Below are 14,155 nucleotides of genomic sequence, written 5' to 3'. Positions count from 1 at the left end.
TGTATTATAATAAAAGCATATACTATGCAATAGAGGTGATTTTTTTGAAAATTTTATATAATGATAAAATGTTGGATATAAAAAAAGGAACATGTGCTTTTTCATTGTTGTCGAAAGAAGAACAGAAAAACGTATATGCATTTTTATTTAACGGGCATCTGCATGATGTAAGTTATTGTATGATGGAAGATGGAAAACTTCAAACGATTGATCCAGAAAGTGATACAGGGAAAAAGATTTATGATAGAACACTTTCTATGCTTTTTATTAGTGCAGTTAAACAGTTGTATCCTGATTGTGAGGTGCATGTGGAACATTCCCTTAGCAATGGTTATTTTTGTAGAATGGAAGGAAAAGAACACCTTGATGAAAAATGTGTACAAACGATTCAAAAACGAATGCAGGACATGGTCGAACATAAGTGTATCATTCATAAAGTAAGTATGCCATTACAAAAAGCAGTTACTTTTTTTAAAGAAACAAATAAACTAGATAAGGCACAGTTGTTTGAAATGCGGAAGAGAAAAAATGTAAATATTTATAGTTTGGAAGGAATAGATGGTTATTTTTATGGTATTTTACTGCCGAATACAACTTATCTTACACATTTTTCATTACGTCTTTATGAAGGAGGGATATGGCTTTCCTCGCAAGAAGTATTTAAGAACCAGCCAAAGATGTTTCAAGTATTTCAGGAATTTGAAAGATGGGGACGACTTATTGGCGCAAGCAATGTAGCACAGTTAAATCAAAAAATTCTACATGGGGATATGCAGAATATGGTCTTGATGAGTGAAACGATGGTAGAGAAAAAACTGGCACAAGTAGCAGAGAAGATGGTTCAAAAAGAAAAAATCAAATTCGTTTTGATATCCGGTCCCAGTTCTGCAGGGAAAACAACGTTTTCTAGACGTTTAGCCATTCATTTAAAAATATTAGGAAAAAATCCGGTAGCATTATCTATGGATGATTTTTTTAAAAATCGTGAGGATACTCCAAAACTGGCAGATGGTTCTTATGATTTTGAATGTTTAGAAGCTTTGGATGTTCCTCTTTTACAAACATGTCTTAAAAAACTCTTACAGAAAGAAGAAGTACAAATGCCTTTGTTTAATTTTCAAAAAGGGAAAAGAGAATGGCGAAAAGAACCGCTGTGTTTAGAAGATAATCAAATTTTAATCATTGAAGGAATACATGGATTAAATCCAAAAATAACAAATGCTTTGCCAGCAGACAGCGTGTTTAAGATTTATATCAATGCATTAACACATTTGAATCTAGATGAACATAATCCAATTCCAACCAAAGATTATCGTCTAATTAGACGTATTGCCAGAGATTATCAATTTCGAGGCTGGAGTGCAGCCCAAACAATTCATTTATGGAAAAATGTAGTTGAAGGAGAAGAAAAATATATTTATCCATATCAAGAAGAAGCAGATGCGGTGTTTAATTCATCTATGATATATGAACTTCCTATTTTAAAAACAATTGTATTACCATTATTAAATGAAATTACAGTGGATCAGAAAGAATATTTAGAGGCTCATCGTATTGAAAAACTTTTATCTTATTTTGTAGAAGGAGAAAGTGATGCGATTCCAAGACATAGTATTTTAGCAGAATTCATTGGAAATAGTGTATTTGATGTATATTAAAAGCCGTCACAATGACGGCTTCGTTTGTCTTATAAAAGAAAAAACAGGTTTCCCTGTTTTAATGATCACTCTTAGATAGTGCCTTTTCTTTTTAATGTTTTTAATGCACGAGCACTAATACGGATCGTTTGAGGTTTCCCATCAACAACGACTTTAACCTTCTGTAAATTTACATTCCAGTTACGACGAGATGCACGCATTGAGTGAGAGCGTCTATTACCTGATAAAGGACCTTTACCTGTAATTGCACAAACTTTTGACATACCGTTTACCTCCTTCCGTATATAAACATAATTCGCTTAGTAATCATAGCATTACATATAGAAAAAAGCAAGGAATTTTTTTAACTTTTTTATACAATGTGTTTTTTTTGTAAATTTTCCCATATAGAAATGATTGTATTAAATGCTATCCTCATATATAATGAGGGTGATTGTAAAGTATTCTATTAAAGGATGTGAGAGGATGAAACAAAAGAAAGTACTAACTTTGTTATCTGCTGCAGCGATTTTAACTGCAAGTTTCTATATGATAAATAAATCAGATTTGTATGCATCTAATGAAGAGCTTAAGATGCAGGGACAGTCTTATTCTGATAAGAGTGGATTGTTTTTATCCATGGATAAAGATGGAAATATTCAATATATTACGCCGGAAAGCGCAGATGTTGTGGAGAATACAAAAATGCCTGAACAGCAGCAAAAACATATCACTTTTGATGTTAAAGTAGAAAGTGAAAATGGAGAAATGATAACAGTTGCGAAAGAAGACACGATGAAAGAGGCCCAGGAAAGTGCCTTCTCCATTCAAAACAATCGCTCAACTGCAGTGATGTCTGAAAGTACAAAATTGAGGACAAGATATGCAGTTCCAAGTGAAGTGTCTGTTTATACAAAGGATGTGCTTCGTTCCACTACTGCACCATCTATTGTAAGATTTAAGAATATTGGAGATACAACTTCCTATACAGAAGATGGTACCGGCATTGCAGGATATACACATGCAAGCTATGCGGCAGATGCTGCGTATCTGGCAACTAGTGGGAATAAAGTGAAATTCAAGATGGCTGGGGTAACTGGCTGGGTAAATGCATCCAATGTAGAAATTATACCGTATACAAATAGTTTAAATATAAGTTATTATAAAGCGGACAATGGTAAATTTTATCATTATATAAGTACAAATGTTTATGGAAGTGGCGCTGCTTCTACACAAATGGTAGGATATCAGCCAAATTATATAAAATCTAATACAAAGTATTACAGCTATGACGGACATTATTTTTATACATCTTATGCAGCCATGATCGATGATTATAAAAATAATCGCTACAGCAATGCAGTAAATGCTTCACAGCCTTACTATAACTATTACCAGTTTTTATCACAGCGTACAAAAACTTCTTATTCGGCAGCAGATATAAATAAATACATAGCATCAAGAACAACCAGCAAGTCAAAAATCTGGAATAAAGGATCAGCTTTTACGGGTGCTGAAAAGTTTGGTGCGAATGCGGCCTTGATGATGGGACTTGCCATCAATGAAAGTGCATGGGGAATGAGCTCCATTGCACAAAGCAAAAACAATATTTTTGGATTAAATGCAGTGGATTCTAGTCCAGGTACTTCTGCAAGTACGTTTGCATCTGTAGAAGCCTGTATTAATGATTATGCGAAAAATTATGTATCCTTAGGCTATGCTTCTCCATTTGACTGGCGATATTATGGTCCACACTTAGGTGATAAACAAAGTGGAATGAATGTGAAATATGCTTCTGATCCATATTGGGGTGAAAAAGCAGCAGCTCAAGCCTGGCAGTTAGAAAATATCAATGGCAAGAAAGATTATCAGAAATATCAGCTTGGAATAGATAGAGGAAATGCTACAGCTTCTGTATATAAAGAAGCAGATAGCAAGTCTAAATTATATTATCAAACTGGAAATGATGCAGGAAAAGTAATTCATCAGTTTTCGTATGTAATTTTAGATACGGTAAAAAATTCGCAGGGAACATGGTATAAAATTCAATCTGATGAAATCTTAAAGAGTGATCGCAGCAATGTAAATACAGACAGTAATGGTGTTTATGATTTTTCTAAAAATTATGCGTACATAAAAGCTGATAACGATATTTACTTGCTAGATAAAGTTGATGCTGGCAATGGTGGAAACGATAACGGTAATGGTAGTGAAACAACACCGCCAAAGCCTAGTTATAAACAGGGGGATGCTAACCTTGATGGAAAACTTACACCTGCAGATTATGTTTTGGTAAAAAATCATATTATGAATAAGTCAAAACTAACAGGAACAGCTTTACAGGCTGCGGATGCAAATAAAGATAATAAAATTAGCCCTGCAGATTATATTTGGATTAAAAATAAAATAATGGGTAAATAGAAAAGGAGAACTTGATGAAAAGAATAATGAAAAAAATATGTATATGGGCTTTTGCTTTAACAGTAATCGTTAGTGTTCTAGGCTTGCCGGTAAAACTATTTGCGGCAGGAGGTTTATCAGTAAGTGCTAGTGCAGGAAGCGTTTATGTAGGAGATAGTGTGACATTTACTGTTAGTGCCTCAAATTCTGCTGGGAATGTAAATATTTCAGGTGCAGTAAATGACAGTATATGGTTAGATAATAGCTCTCAGTCTTATACAGTGAAAGCTACATCAGCAGGAACAATTGGTATCAATGTATCCGGAGTATTGGCTAGCTATGATACAGGCTTAGATCAAAATGTTAGTGGAAGTTCTTATGTTACAGTTATGAATAGACCAACTTCTAGCGGAGGAAATCAAAATAATACGAATCAGAATGTTGTAAAAGATGAACCAAAGGAAGAAGTAAAGAAAAACACTGATAGTGCTCTTGCATCTTTGAGTGTATCCCAGGGTAAACTTTCTCCTAATTTTGCTTCAGGAACAACTTCTTATAAAGTAACTCTTCCATCTACTGCTTCAAGTATTAAGATTTCTGCGAGTGCAAGAGATGCGAAAGCAAGTGTTTCTGGTGCTGGTACAAGAGAATTAGAGCCTGGAAATAATAAGCTATCTGTTGTATGCAGTGCCGAAGATGGCTCATCTACAACTTATACGATCAATGTGTATGTTGATGAAAAACCGTTAACTTACATGACTTATAATGGAGTGAAGTTCGGTGTTTCTGCTCATAATGGAAAAGGCGGGAAATTATCTAAGGCATTTGATGAGACAAAGATAAAAGTGGATGGTATAGAAATTCCTGCATGGAAAAACAATGCTTTAAATATAACATTAGTGTATTTACAAAGTGAGGGAACAGAAGGTTATTACATTTATGATGAAACAAAACAGGAAGTTGTTTCTGTTTATGAACCAATGGCTGTTTTAGGTCAGAATATTGTACGTATAGATGTTCCAGAAAATCTTCAGAAAAGAGAAGGAATGAATTTCACAAAAGTAAAGGTAGATGGAAAAGAATTTACAGGATGGACTTTTGATGATAAAAATCTAGAAAACTATGCATTGATTTATGTAATGAACGATGCTGGTAAATATGTGTATTATCAGTATGAAAAAACACAGAATACATTACAGCTATATTCTGGAAGTGCTCCGCTTTCACAAGAAGCCTTTGTGAAATATAAAGAGGATATGGAGAAAAAACTGGATAATAGTCAAATGTGGAATGTTATATTTGGTATTGCAGCGGGGATATTTGCTGTTGGCATGATTGTTTCTATTGTGATGGCTTCTAAAAGAAAGGGTACTTCTTTAAAATATGAAAGGGTAAATATGCCTGCAAGAAAAATGTCAAAAGCTTCTAATATAGAAGCAGATAGTCTTATGAATAAATTTAAAGATAAAGAATAAACGAAGAGCAGGAAATTGAAGTAAAATGTTTCCTGCTTTTAAATTTCGATAGAGCTATTATTTTAGGAAAAATATTTTGACATTTTCTTTGAAAGTGTTTTTAAAGTACACGATTTATGATATGATATAGAAGTATAAGTAGAAATGAAAGTAAGGGGGTCATCCTTATGGAGAAAAAGGAAATATTTGCCTCTATAGAAATTGCGGATCATGAAGTTCGACTTGTTGTTGGTGAATTTTATGAGACCCGTTTTAATATTTTACGCGTAGAAAAAGCGGCAGTCACTGGAGTTATAGATAAAAGAATTTCAGATGAGCAAAATGTTGTAAATGGGATTATAAAAACCTTGCATCAGGCACAGGAAGCATTAGGGTATCGAATTGAAAGAGTTCTCCTAGCTCTTCCTAGTGTAAATGTACAGCGTCATAATCGAAGAGTTCATGTTATTCCACAGGAAAGCAGTAAACGTATTCGATTAAGCGATGTACAAAAGGCATTAAATGAAGCAGTATCATATAAACCTGATGAACAGGTGGAATTGGTTAATGTAGGGTGTATCAAATACATAGTAAATGGGATTACATCTCGTAAAATTCCAATTGATGAAGTTTGTGATATTTTATTGATGGATGTTGATTTATTATATGCAGATAAAGACATTGTGTATTCTTATGCAAGGTGTGTAGAACGGGCAGGCTTAGAAATATTGGATGTTTGCCTTGATTCTTATGCTTCTGCACAGGAAGCAGCTGTTTTTGAACAGACGGTAGATAAGTATGTAGTACTGGTAGATATATCACGTCAGTCTACAACTTTATCCTTGTTTACACATGGAAAGCTTGCAAATTGTGAAGTGTTGTTAACTGGTTATGGCAGCTGGATGGAAAGATTGCTGGAACAGACAAATTTAAGTGAACATGTTGGCTTTCGATTGTTGCAGAATACTTGCACGTTTAATGAGACGTATGCGCAAAATTCTGTTATTTATGTTTGGGCAAAAAATGGTGTACAGCGTCAGTTAACCGAGCGAAATGTTTGTGAAATGACAGCTCCTATGGTTCGCAACTGGCTGAATACTGTGAATGAAGCATGTGCGCCAATAATTGAAAATGGAGATGTGCAGTATTTACTAAGTGGAGAGGGCTGTGAAATACAGGCAATCAAAGATGTTTTGGATGGATTAAATGCACCTTGGAATATTTATGTTCCACAGACAATCGGTGCCAGAGACTGTTCATTAACTGTTTGTCTTGGTATGTTTTATAGCTGGAAAGAGCAGCAGAAAATACGTGCTGATGAGAGAGTAAGCTGTGCGCAGCAGGACGTAGTGGCTTCTGTTGGAAGTGTTAGCCGCAGAATGAAATCTAATGATGATGAAGGCGGTTTTACAAAAAAACTGAAAAGTATTTTACTTAATGATAAATAGGTATAAGAGAGTGAGGAATGAAGATGAGTGAATTACAGTTTGACCAGGTAGCTAATATAAAGGTTTTTGGTGTTGGAGGCGGAGGCTGCAACGCTGTTAACCGAATGGTAAATGAAGGTGTAAAGGGAGTAGAGTTTTATGTGGCAAATACGGATTTGTCTGTATTAAACAACTCTCTGGTTAAAAATAAAATTATTTTGGGACGTGAAGTAACAAAAGGTCTAGGTGCTGGTGCAAATCCAGAAATGGGAAGACGCGCTGCACAGGAAAGTGAAAATGAAATTCGTGAAGCAATCAAAGGCAGCGATATGGTATTTGTAACAACAGGTTTAGGTGGAGGAACAGGTACAGGTGCTGCACCATTGTTTGCGAAAATTGCGAAAGAAGAAGGTGCTTTAACGGTAGGTATCGTTACAAAGCCATTTACTTTTGAAGGTAAAAAACGTATGCAGGCTGCAGAAGCAGGACTTGCAGAATTGAAACAATATGTTGATTCTTTGATTATTGTATCTAACAATAATCTGATTGAAGTAATTGGAAGACGTCCATTGACAGAGGCTTTCCAGGCAGCTGATAACGTATTGCGTCAGGGGGTTCAGACAATTACTGATTTAATTGCAGTTCCAGCAATGATCAACCTTGACTTTGCGGATGTTCGTACAATTATGGAAAATCAGGGTTCTGCATTAATTGGTATCGGTATGGCTGAAGGAGAAGATAAAGCACGTGTAGCAGCTGAAAAAGCGATTCAGTCTCCTTTATTGGAAGTACAAATTGCAGGTGCACGTAATGCAATCGTAAATATTACAGGTGGAGAAAGCATTACTTTGTTTGATGCAGAAGATGCTATGGCATTGATTCGTGAAGCTGCTGGAAATGATGTAGATGTTATTTTTGGTGTTGCTATTAACGAAAAACTTGGTGATTCCATCATCGTTACGGTTATCGCAACTGGTTTTGATGCGGAAGATGAAGATATTGCATCTGCACAGACTTCTTTTTCACAGCCTGTTAAGTCTGCCAGATCTCAGGAAGTTCACTCAACTTATATCGAAGATGAAGATGATGATAAAGGTATTCCTTCTTTCTTTAGACGTTAAAAATGAAATTATATTATATTGAAGATACAATGTTCTTATCAAATCCGATGCAGGATAAGGTAAGAGAGAGATTTCTAAGTCTGCTTCAAAAGGAGCAGACGAAAATGATTTTCATTTCTTCCTGTCATAAACATACAGAGTATTTACAGGAATTTATAGAAAATCATCATAATGTTCTTGTTAGTCCAGCTATATTTGAAATAGATGGTATTCGAGGACAACTTCATTCCACATTTCTTTCTGTAGAAGGTTTTCCATCTATGCAGCCATATTCAGGTTCTGTTGTAGAATATGATGAAGATACAAAAACATGTAGAAGAATTTACCTTGATATGTTTTTAAATCATGAGATTTTTGAAGATACTGCATTTGAGATAGAAGATCTGAAAGAGTTTTTAGAAGAAGAGTTTCAAAAAATAAAAAAGAAATATAAAGTGCATTAAGATACATGGCTTTGCTGTGTATCTTTTATATTGTTTTGTCGAAAGATTCATAAAGGTATTCATTATTCCATAAAGTACAATGTGAAGGAGGAAATATGAATGCCATATCGTAAAACAATTAGAGAGTTAGAAAAGGAGTTACATACAAATAGTGTAAATGGATTGAGTGAAAAAGAAGCACAGAAGCGTTTGTTAGAAAATGGGGAGAACGAGCTTTTACAAAAACATACGGATAGTATATGGAAATTATTTGTAAATCAGTTCAAGGATCCTATGGTTATTATTTTAATTTTTGGAGCTTTCCTATCAGCTTTTTTAAAAGAGTATATAGATGCAAGTATTATTCTTGCGGTAATACTTATGAATGCGCTTATTGGATTATTTCAAGAATATAAAGCAGAAAAAGCAATCGATGCTTTAAAAGAATTATCAAGTCCTAAAGCCTATGTCATACGTGATGGCTATATCAAGGAAATTGATTCAAAGGAATTGGTTGTAGGCGATGTTGTAGAACTAGAAACAGGAAGCTATATACCAGCTGATATTCGTTTGTTTTCATCGAAAAGTTTAAAAGTAGAAGAAAGTGCCTTAACAGGAGAAAGCGAAGCTCAGGAAAAAGATGCTTTAGAGGAATATGATAAAGAGATTTTAATAGCAGATCAAAAAAATATGGTGTTTATGTCTACATTTGTTACATATGGAAAAGCAAGAGGAATCGTTGTTCGTTGTGGAATGGATACAGAAGTTGGTAAAATTGCGAAGATGCTGGAAAAAACAGAAGATGAAAGCACACCCTTACAGAAACGTCTGGCACATCTTTCCAAAGTTCTTGGTATCATTTCGATTGTAATTTGTATGAGTATGTTTTCTGTTTCTGTATTACAGAAAAGAGATATACTGGATATGTTATTATTGTCAATTTCATTAGCAGTAGCTGCTATACCAGAAGGTTTGCCTGCAGTTGTTACGATTGTTTTAGCACTTGGCGTACAGATTATGAGCAAAAATAAAGCAATCATAAGAAAACTTCATGCAGTAGAAACACTGGGTTCAGTAAGTGTTATCTGCAGTGATAAAACAGGAACATTAACACAAAATAAAATGCATGTGGAAAGCAGTTTTGCGGATGGAAAATTAGGCCAGTATAATGAAGAGTTATTACGAGGGTTTGCTTTATGTAACGATGCTAGAAAACAGGGAGAAGAAATTTTGGGAGAAGCAACGGAAAGTGCATTGTTACAATTTAGTGAAGACAAGGGAATGCATAAAGCAGATGAAGACTTATCGTATATACGTGTTAATGAAATTCCTTTTGATTCGATTCGTAAACGCATGACTACTTTGCATCAGCATAAACAAACTTATATTGCATACACCAAAGGGGCATTAGAAAAAGTACTTCCTTTATGTACGCATGTATTCGTAGATAATCGCATGGTATATTTAAGTGAGTATGAAAAAAGAAAGATTTTAGAAGCCAGCAGAAGTGTTAGTGAAAATGCACAGCGTGTGTTAGCTTTAGCAAGAAAAGTTGTACAGCATCCTGTATGCGTCCATGTAGAAGAAGGAATGTGTTTTATTGGTTTTGCAGGATTGATCGATCCCCCTAGAAAAGAAGTGAAACAGGCAATACAGGTATGTCGTGATGCGGGCATTAAAGTTGTGATGATAACAGGAGATCATCCCTTAACAGCTTATGCTATCGCAAAACAATTAGGAATTGCGAAAGAAAAAACAGAAGTTTTAAGTGGAAGTGAACTAGATAAAATAAAGGATGTAGATCTTCAAGAGGAAATTAGCAATTATCGTGTTTTCGCAAGGGTAACACCACAGCACAAGGTACGTCTTGTTTCTGCATATAAAAAGCAGGGAGAAGTTGTTTCTATGAGTGGTGATGGTGTCAATGATGCACCGGCATTAAAACAGGCGGATATAGGCATTGCGATGGGAAAAGGAAGTGATGTGTGTAAAGAAGCAGGGGATATGGTACTGGCTGATGATAATTTTGCGACCATTGTAAAAGCAATCGAAGCAGGAAGAAGTATTTACTTAAATATACAAAAAGCTATTTTGTATTTGCTAAGTTGTAATTTAGGGGAAATTATGGCCCTTTCATTAGGACTGATTTGTATGCCTCATGTTGTATCCACCTTAAGTGCTATTCAAATCTTATGGGTGAATATGGTAACCGATGCATTTCCAGCTTTGGCGCTGGGGGTAGATCCTAAAGATGCTTATCTTATGAAAGAAAAGCCTAGAGATGCGAAAGAGAGTTTGTTTGCCCATGGGGGATGGATATTTACTGTATTAAACGGTATGTTTATAGGTACGATTACGCTGGTAGCCTTTCGGTATGGATTACAAAGCAGTGGAGCGAAAGCACAAACGATGGCATTTATGGTATTATCTTTATCACAGCTGTTTCATTCTTTAAATTTAAGAAGTCGTACACATTCTATATTTAAAGTAGGGGTTTTAAACAATAAATGGCTGATTTTAACGGTTTTGTTTGGCTGTATCCTGCAGATTGCGGTTTGTGAAATTCCCATTTTTCATATGCTGTTAAAAACAGTATCGTTAAATCTTATGGAATGGGGAATCGTTTTTGGATTAAGTATGAGTGTAATTGTTATTAATGAAGCAAGCAAATGGTTTGCGAAAGAATAAGGTTCTTCTTTTGAACCTTTTCTTTTTGCTTTCCTTTTGGTAAGATAGACAAGGTGATGTTATGCGATTTAAAAGAGTATATATTGAAATTACAAATGCCTGTAATTTATCTTGCAGTTTTTGTATAAAAAATGATCGGCCTATTCATAGTATGACAATTGAAGAGTTTTCTCATATTATTTCTCAAGTAAAACCTTACACAGACTATGTATATTTGCATATTTTAGGGGAACCTTTATCCCATCCCCATCTTCTTGCGTTTTTAGATATATGTAAAGATGCGAAGATAAAAGTAAATATTACAACAAATGGAACCTTATTAAGAAAAAAAGGAGAAGAGCTGTGTCATCCAGCACTTCGACAGCTGAATGTTTCTTTGCATAGTTTTTCAGAACATGAACAGGCGAATTATTTAAATGATGTATGTACATACAGCAGATTGCTGGCTAAGCATAACATTCATATAAATCTTCGCTTGTGGAGTTTAGAAAATGGGGTATTATCAAAAGAAAGTAAAAAATTGCTGGAAGAAGTATGTGCTTATTTTCAAGTGGAAAAGCCAGCGGAAATTAAAAGATTAAAACGTTTTGATTTAGAAAAGTATATTCATCTTCATTTTGAAGAAGTATTTCAGTGGCCTTCTTTGAAACATCCTTATGTTTCAGATACAGGAAGATGTCTTGGCATGAAAACAATGGCTGGTATTTTAAGTGATGGAACACTTGTTCCCTGCTGTTTAGATTCTAAAAAAGAATGTAATCTGGGAAATGTATTTACAACACCATTAAAAGATTTACTGGAAAGTGAAAGAGTGAAGTCAATTTGTAAAGGATTTGATGAAAATCGAATAGAAGAAGAACTTTGTAAACACTGTTCCTATCGACTTCGTTTTTCAAAAGGAAAAGAAAGTTTCTAATGGAATTCTTTGTTTTTTTCATTAGGAATCAAACTTTGTATGGTATAATGAAACGCGAAAAGGATGCGGGTACATGGAATTAAAAAAACTGAAGATTTCAGATAAGAAAATAGAAATACTGCAGCAGCTTCATATTACACAGGTGGAGGATCTTTTAACGTATTATCCTTTTCGCTATGAAAGTATAGAAGAACTTTCAAGAGATACGTGGAAGAAAGATGATCGTATTGCTGTTGAGGGAGTCATCGTTTCTAAAGCACGTGTCATACGTTTTAAAGGAAAACAAAGTGTTACACGATTTAAAATCGTATATGAGGAAGAAGAGTTTGATATTTCTTTGTTTAATCGTCCATGGGTATCCATGTTTACACCAGGAAAAAAGATTACGATCATGGGCAAGTATGATGGAGGAAACCGAATTACTGCCATTTCCTATAATTTCCAGCCACTGCAGGAACAAATGGGGACGTTTCCCGTTTATAATCTTAAAGATGGAATTACGCAGAAAGATATACGTAAGTATATAGAGAAAGCCTGGGTGCTTTGTCAAAATGATATAAAAGAATTTCTACCGGAAGAACTGCGACAAAAATATCGTTTGATTACACGTAAGGAAGCATTGTATTTTATTCATCATCCTTCTTCAAAAGAAACGATACGTCAAAGTCTTCGCTATCTAAAATATGAAGAATTTCTTCGCTTTCAGCTTGTGATGCGCGCTTGTAAAGCAAAAGAAAAGAAAACAATACAAGGACATGCCAAACAGTTTGATAACGAAGATGTGTGGGAGTTAGAGCACACATTGCCATTTTCTTTAACACTAGATCAAAAGAAAGTGATTCAGGAAATATTAGATGATTTAAAAAGTGAAAGCATCATGTATCGAATGTTGCAGGGAGATGTAGGATGTGGGAAAACACTAGTTGCGGCTTTTGGAATGTATGGATGTGTGTTAAGTCATAAACAGGCAGCTATGATGGCACCAACAGAAATTCTTGCGAAACAGCATGCACAGAATTTAAAAAATACATTTAAAGATTTTGAAGTGGAAATAGAAGTTTTATATTCTTCTTTAAAAGCAGCAGAAAAAAAAGATATACTGGAAAGACTTAGAAACAATGAAATTGATATCCTTGTGGGAACACATGCACTCTTTCAGGAGGATGTGGAATTTTATGATCTAGGTATGGTAGTAGCGGATGAACAGCATCGCTTTGGAGTTATGCAAAGAAGGAGATTGCTGGAAAAAGGAGATAAAGTAGACTTTCTTTTGATGAGTGCTACTCCTATTCCAAGAACACTGGCTATTTCTTTATATGGGGATATGGATGTCTCCACTATTCAATCTCTTCCCAAAGGCAGAGCTGGTGTAGAAACAAAACTGGTACAATCACGTTCTATGAAAGATATTCTTCCATTTGTACTGGAAAAGATTGATGAAGGAAACCAATGTTATGTCGTATGTCCGGCAATTGAGAAAAATGAAGACTATGAAATGCGCAATGTGGAAGACATTTATCAGGGAATGAAGCAGTCTTTAGGAAGAAGATATCGTATAGCTTTACTGCATGGAAAGATGAGTGCACAGGAAAAAGATGAAGTTATGGCATCGTTTTCTGCAGGAAAAAGTGATATACTTGTTTCTACGACTGTTATTGAAGTAGGGGTAGATGTGGCAAATGCCAATTTGATGGTTATTTATGATGCACATCGTTTTGGATTAAGTCAGATTCATCAGTTACGAGGACGTGTTGGAAGAGGAACAAAACCAGGGTATTGTTTCTTGTTAAGTGATACAAAAGATAAAAACAGTTTAGAAAGATTAAAGATTTGTGAAAAGACAAGCGATGGTTTTGAGATTGCACGCTATGATTTGCAGCTTCGAGGTCCTGGCGATATTTTGGGAAACAGACAAAGTGGAGTTCCTGGCTTTTTGCTTGGAGATGTCGTTGCGGATGCGAATATTTTGGAAGTCGCAAGAGAAGATGCACTTTCTATTTTGAAAAATATTGAGAATGAACATTATAAAAATATAAAAGAATATATAGAAGAAACACTGGAACATGCCGGTTATTTTGATTGAAAGGAGC

At 34.9% G+C, this 14,155-nt stretch carries 10 protein-coding genes; 9 read left to right on the top strand and 1 reads right to left on the bottom strand.

The annotated features are described in order from the left end of the window. Positions 1 to 44: 44 nt before the first annotated feature. Positions 45 to 1,658: a nucleoside kinase gene (locus A9CBEGH2_RS05835; RefSeq protein ID WP_408609165.1), complete on the top strand. Its 1,614-nt coding sequence runs from the start codon at positions 45 to 47 to the stop codon at positions 1,656 to 1,658. Between the two features lie 71 nt (positions 1,659 to 1,729). Here A9CBEGH2_RS05835 and rpmB read toward each other — a convergent pair whose 3' ends face one another. Further along, a complete protein-coding gene (gene rpmB / locus A9CBEGH2_RS05830) occupies positions 1,730 to 1,921 on the bottom strand; it encodes a 50S ribosomal protein L28 (RefSeq protein ID WP_115715304.1) in 192 nt (63 codons plus the stop codon). Positions 1,922 to 2,123: 202 nt separating this feature from the next. On the opposite strand from rpmB, the gene A9CBEGH2_RS05825 reads away from it, so the two are divergent. The 8 genes from A9CBEGH2_RS05825 (at position 2,124) to recG (ending at position 14,148) form a co-directional block, all read left to right on the top strand. Then, the gene (locus A9CBEGH2_RS05825) at positions 2,124 to 4,058 is read left to right on the top strand and encodes a glucosaminidase domain-containing protein (protein ID WP_163051652.1); all 1,935 of its coding nucleotides are present in this window, start codon (positions 2,124 to 2,126) and stop codon (positions 4,056 to 4,058) included. Between the two features lie 14 nt (positions 4,059 to 4,072). Next, complete coding sequence (locus tag A9CBEGH2_RS05820) at positions 4,073 to 5,512, top strand: cadherin-like beta sandwich domain-containing protein (protein WP_115715302.1); 1,440 nt, start codon at positions 4,073 to 4,075, stop codon at positions 5,510 to 5,512. 167 nt (positions 5,513 to 5,679) lie between these two features. Further along, positions 5,680 to 6,939, top strand: coding sequence for a cell division protein FtsA (locus tag A9CBEGH2_RS05815; RefSeq protein ID WP_115715301.1), 1,260 nt, complete (start codon positions 5,680 to 5,682; stop codon positions 6,937 to 6,939). A gap of 23 nt (positions 6,940 to 6,962) precedes the next feature. Next, the gene (ftsZ, locus tag A9CBEGH2_RS05810; RefSeq protein ID WP_118277015.1) at positions 6,963 to 8,039 is read left to right on the top strand and encodes a cell division protein FtsZ; all 1,077 of its coding nucleotides are present in this window, start codon (positions 6,963 to 6,965) and stop codon (positions 8,037 to 8,039) included. Positions 8,040 to 8,041: 2 nt separating this feature from the next. After that, positions 8,042 to 8,482, top strand: coding sequence for a hypothetical protein (locus tag A9CBEGH2_RS05805; RefSeq protein ID WP_163051648.1), 441 nt, complete (start codon positions 8,042 to 8,044; stop codon positions 8,480 to 8,482). A 99-nt stretch (positions 8,483 to 8,581) separates the two neighbouring features. Further along, complete coding sequence (locus tag A9CBEGH2_RS05800; protein WP_115715299.1) at positions 8,582 to 11,149, top strand: cation-translocating P-type ATPase; 2,568 nt, start codon at positions 8,582 to 8,584, stop codon at positions 11,147 to 11,149. Between the two features lie 61 nt (positions 11,150 to 11,210). Further along, positions 11,211 to 12,065: a radical SAM/SPASM domain-containing protein gene (locus A9CBEGH2_RS05795; protein WP_118277017.1), complete on the top strand. Its 855-nt coding sequence runs from the start codon at positions 11,211 to 11,213 to the stop codon at positions 12,063 to 12,065. A gap of 73 nt (positions 12,066 to 12,138) precedes the next feature. Continuing rightward, entirely contained in the window at positions 12,139 to 14,148 is a 2,010-nt protein-coding gene (gene recG, locus A9CBEGH2_RS05790) for an ATP-dependent DNA helicase RecG (protein WP_115715298.1), read from the top strand. Positions 14,149 to 14,155 lie beyond the last annotated feature (7 nt).

Origin of the sequence: Amedibacterium intestinale, assembly GCF_010537335.1 — a bacterium.
GTDB lineage: Bacteria > Bacillota_I > Bacilli_A > Erysipelotrichales > Erysipelotrichaceae > Amedibacterium > Amedibacterium intestinale.
Note: the sequence above shows the minus strand (reverse complement) of the source record. Positions and strands in the feature narration are given on the sequence as shown.

What these genes read in the sequence shown, in the direction of transcription:
- rpmB (WP_115715304.1), bottom strand. Translation starts at nt 1,921, where the DNA reads ATGTCAAAAGTTTGTGCAATTACAGGTAAAGGTCCTTTATCAGGTAAT.
- A9CBEGH2_RS05825 (WP_163051652.1), top strand. Translation starts at nt 2,124, where the DNA reads ATGAAACAAAAGAAAGTACTAACTTTGTTATCTGCTGCAGCGATTTTA.
- A9CBEGH2_RS05820 (WP_115715302.1), top strand. Translation starts at nt 4,073, where the DNA reads ATGAAAAGAATAATGAAAAAAATATGTATATGGGCTTTTGCTTTAACA.
- A9CBEGH2_RS05815 (WP_115715301.1), top strand. Translation starts at nt 5,680, where the DNA reads ATGGAGAAAAAGGAAATATTTGCCTCTATAGAAATTGCGGATCATGAA.
- ftsZ (WP_118277015.1), top strand. Translation starts at nt 6,963, where the DNA reads ATGAGTGAATTACAGTTTGACCAGGTAGCTAATATAAAGGTTTTTGGT.
- A9CBEGH2_RS05805 (WP_163051648.1), top strand. Translation starts at nt 8,042, where the DNA reads ATGAAATTATATTATATTGAAGATACAATGTTCTTATCAAATCCGATG.
- A9CBEGH2_RS05800 (WP_115715299.1), top strand. Translation starts at nt 8,582, where the DNA reads ATGCCATATCGTAAAACAATTAGAGAGTTAGAAAAGGAGTTACATACA.
- A9CBEGH2_RS05795 (WP_118277017.1), top strand. Translation starts at nt 11,211, where the DNA reads ATGCGATTTAAAAGAGTATATATTGAAATTACAAATGCCTGTAATTTA.
- recG (WP_115715298.1), top strand. Translation starts at nt 12,139, where the DNA reads ATGGAATTAAAAAAACTGAAGATTTCAGATAAGAAAATAGAAATACTG.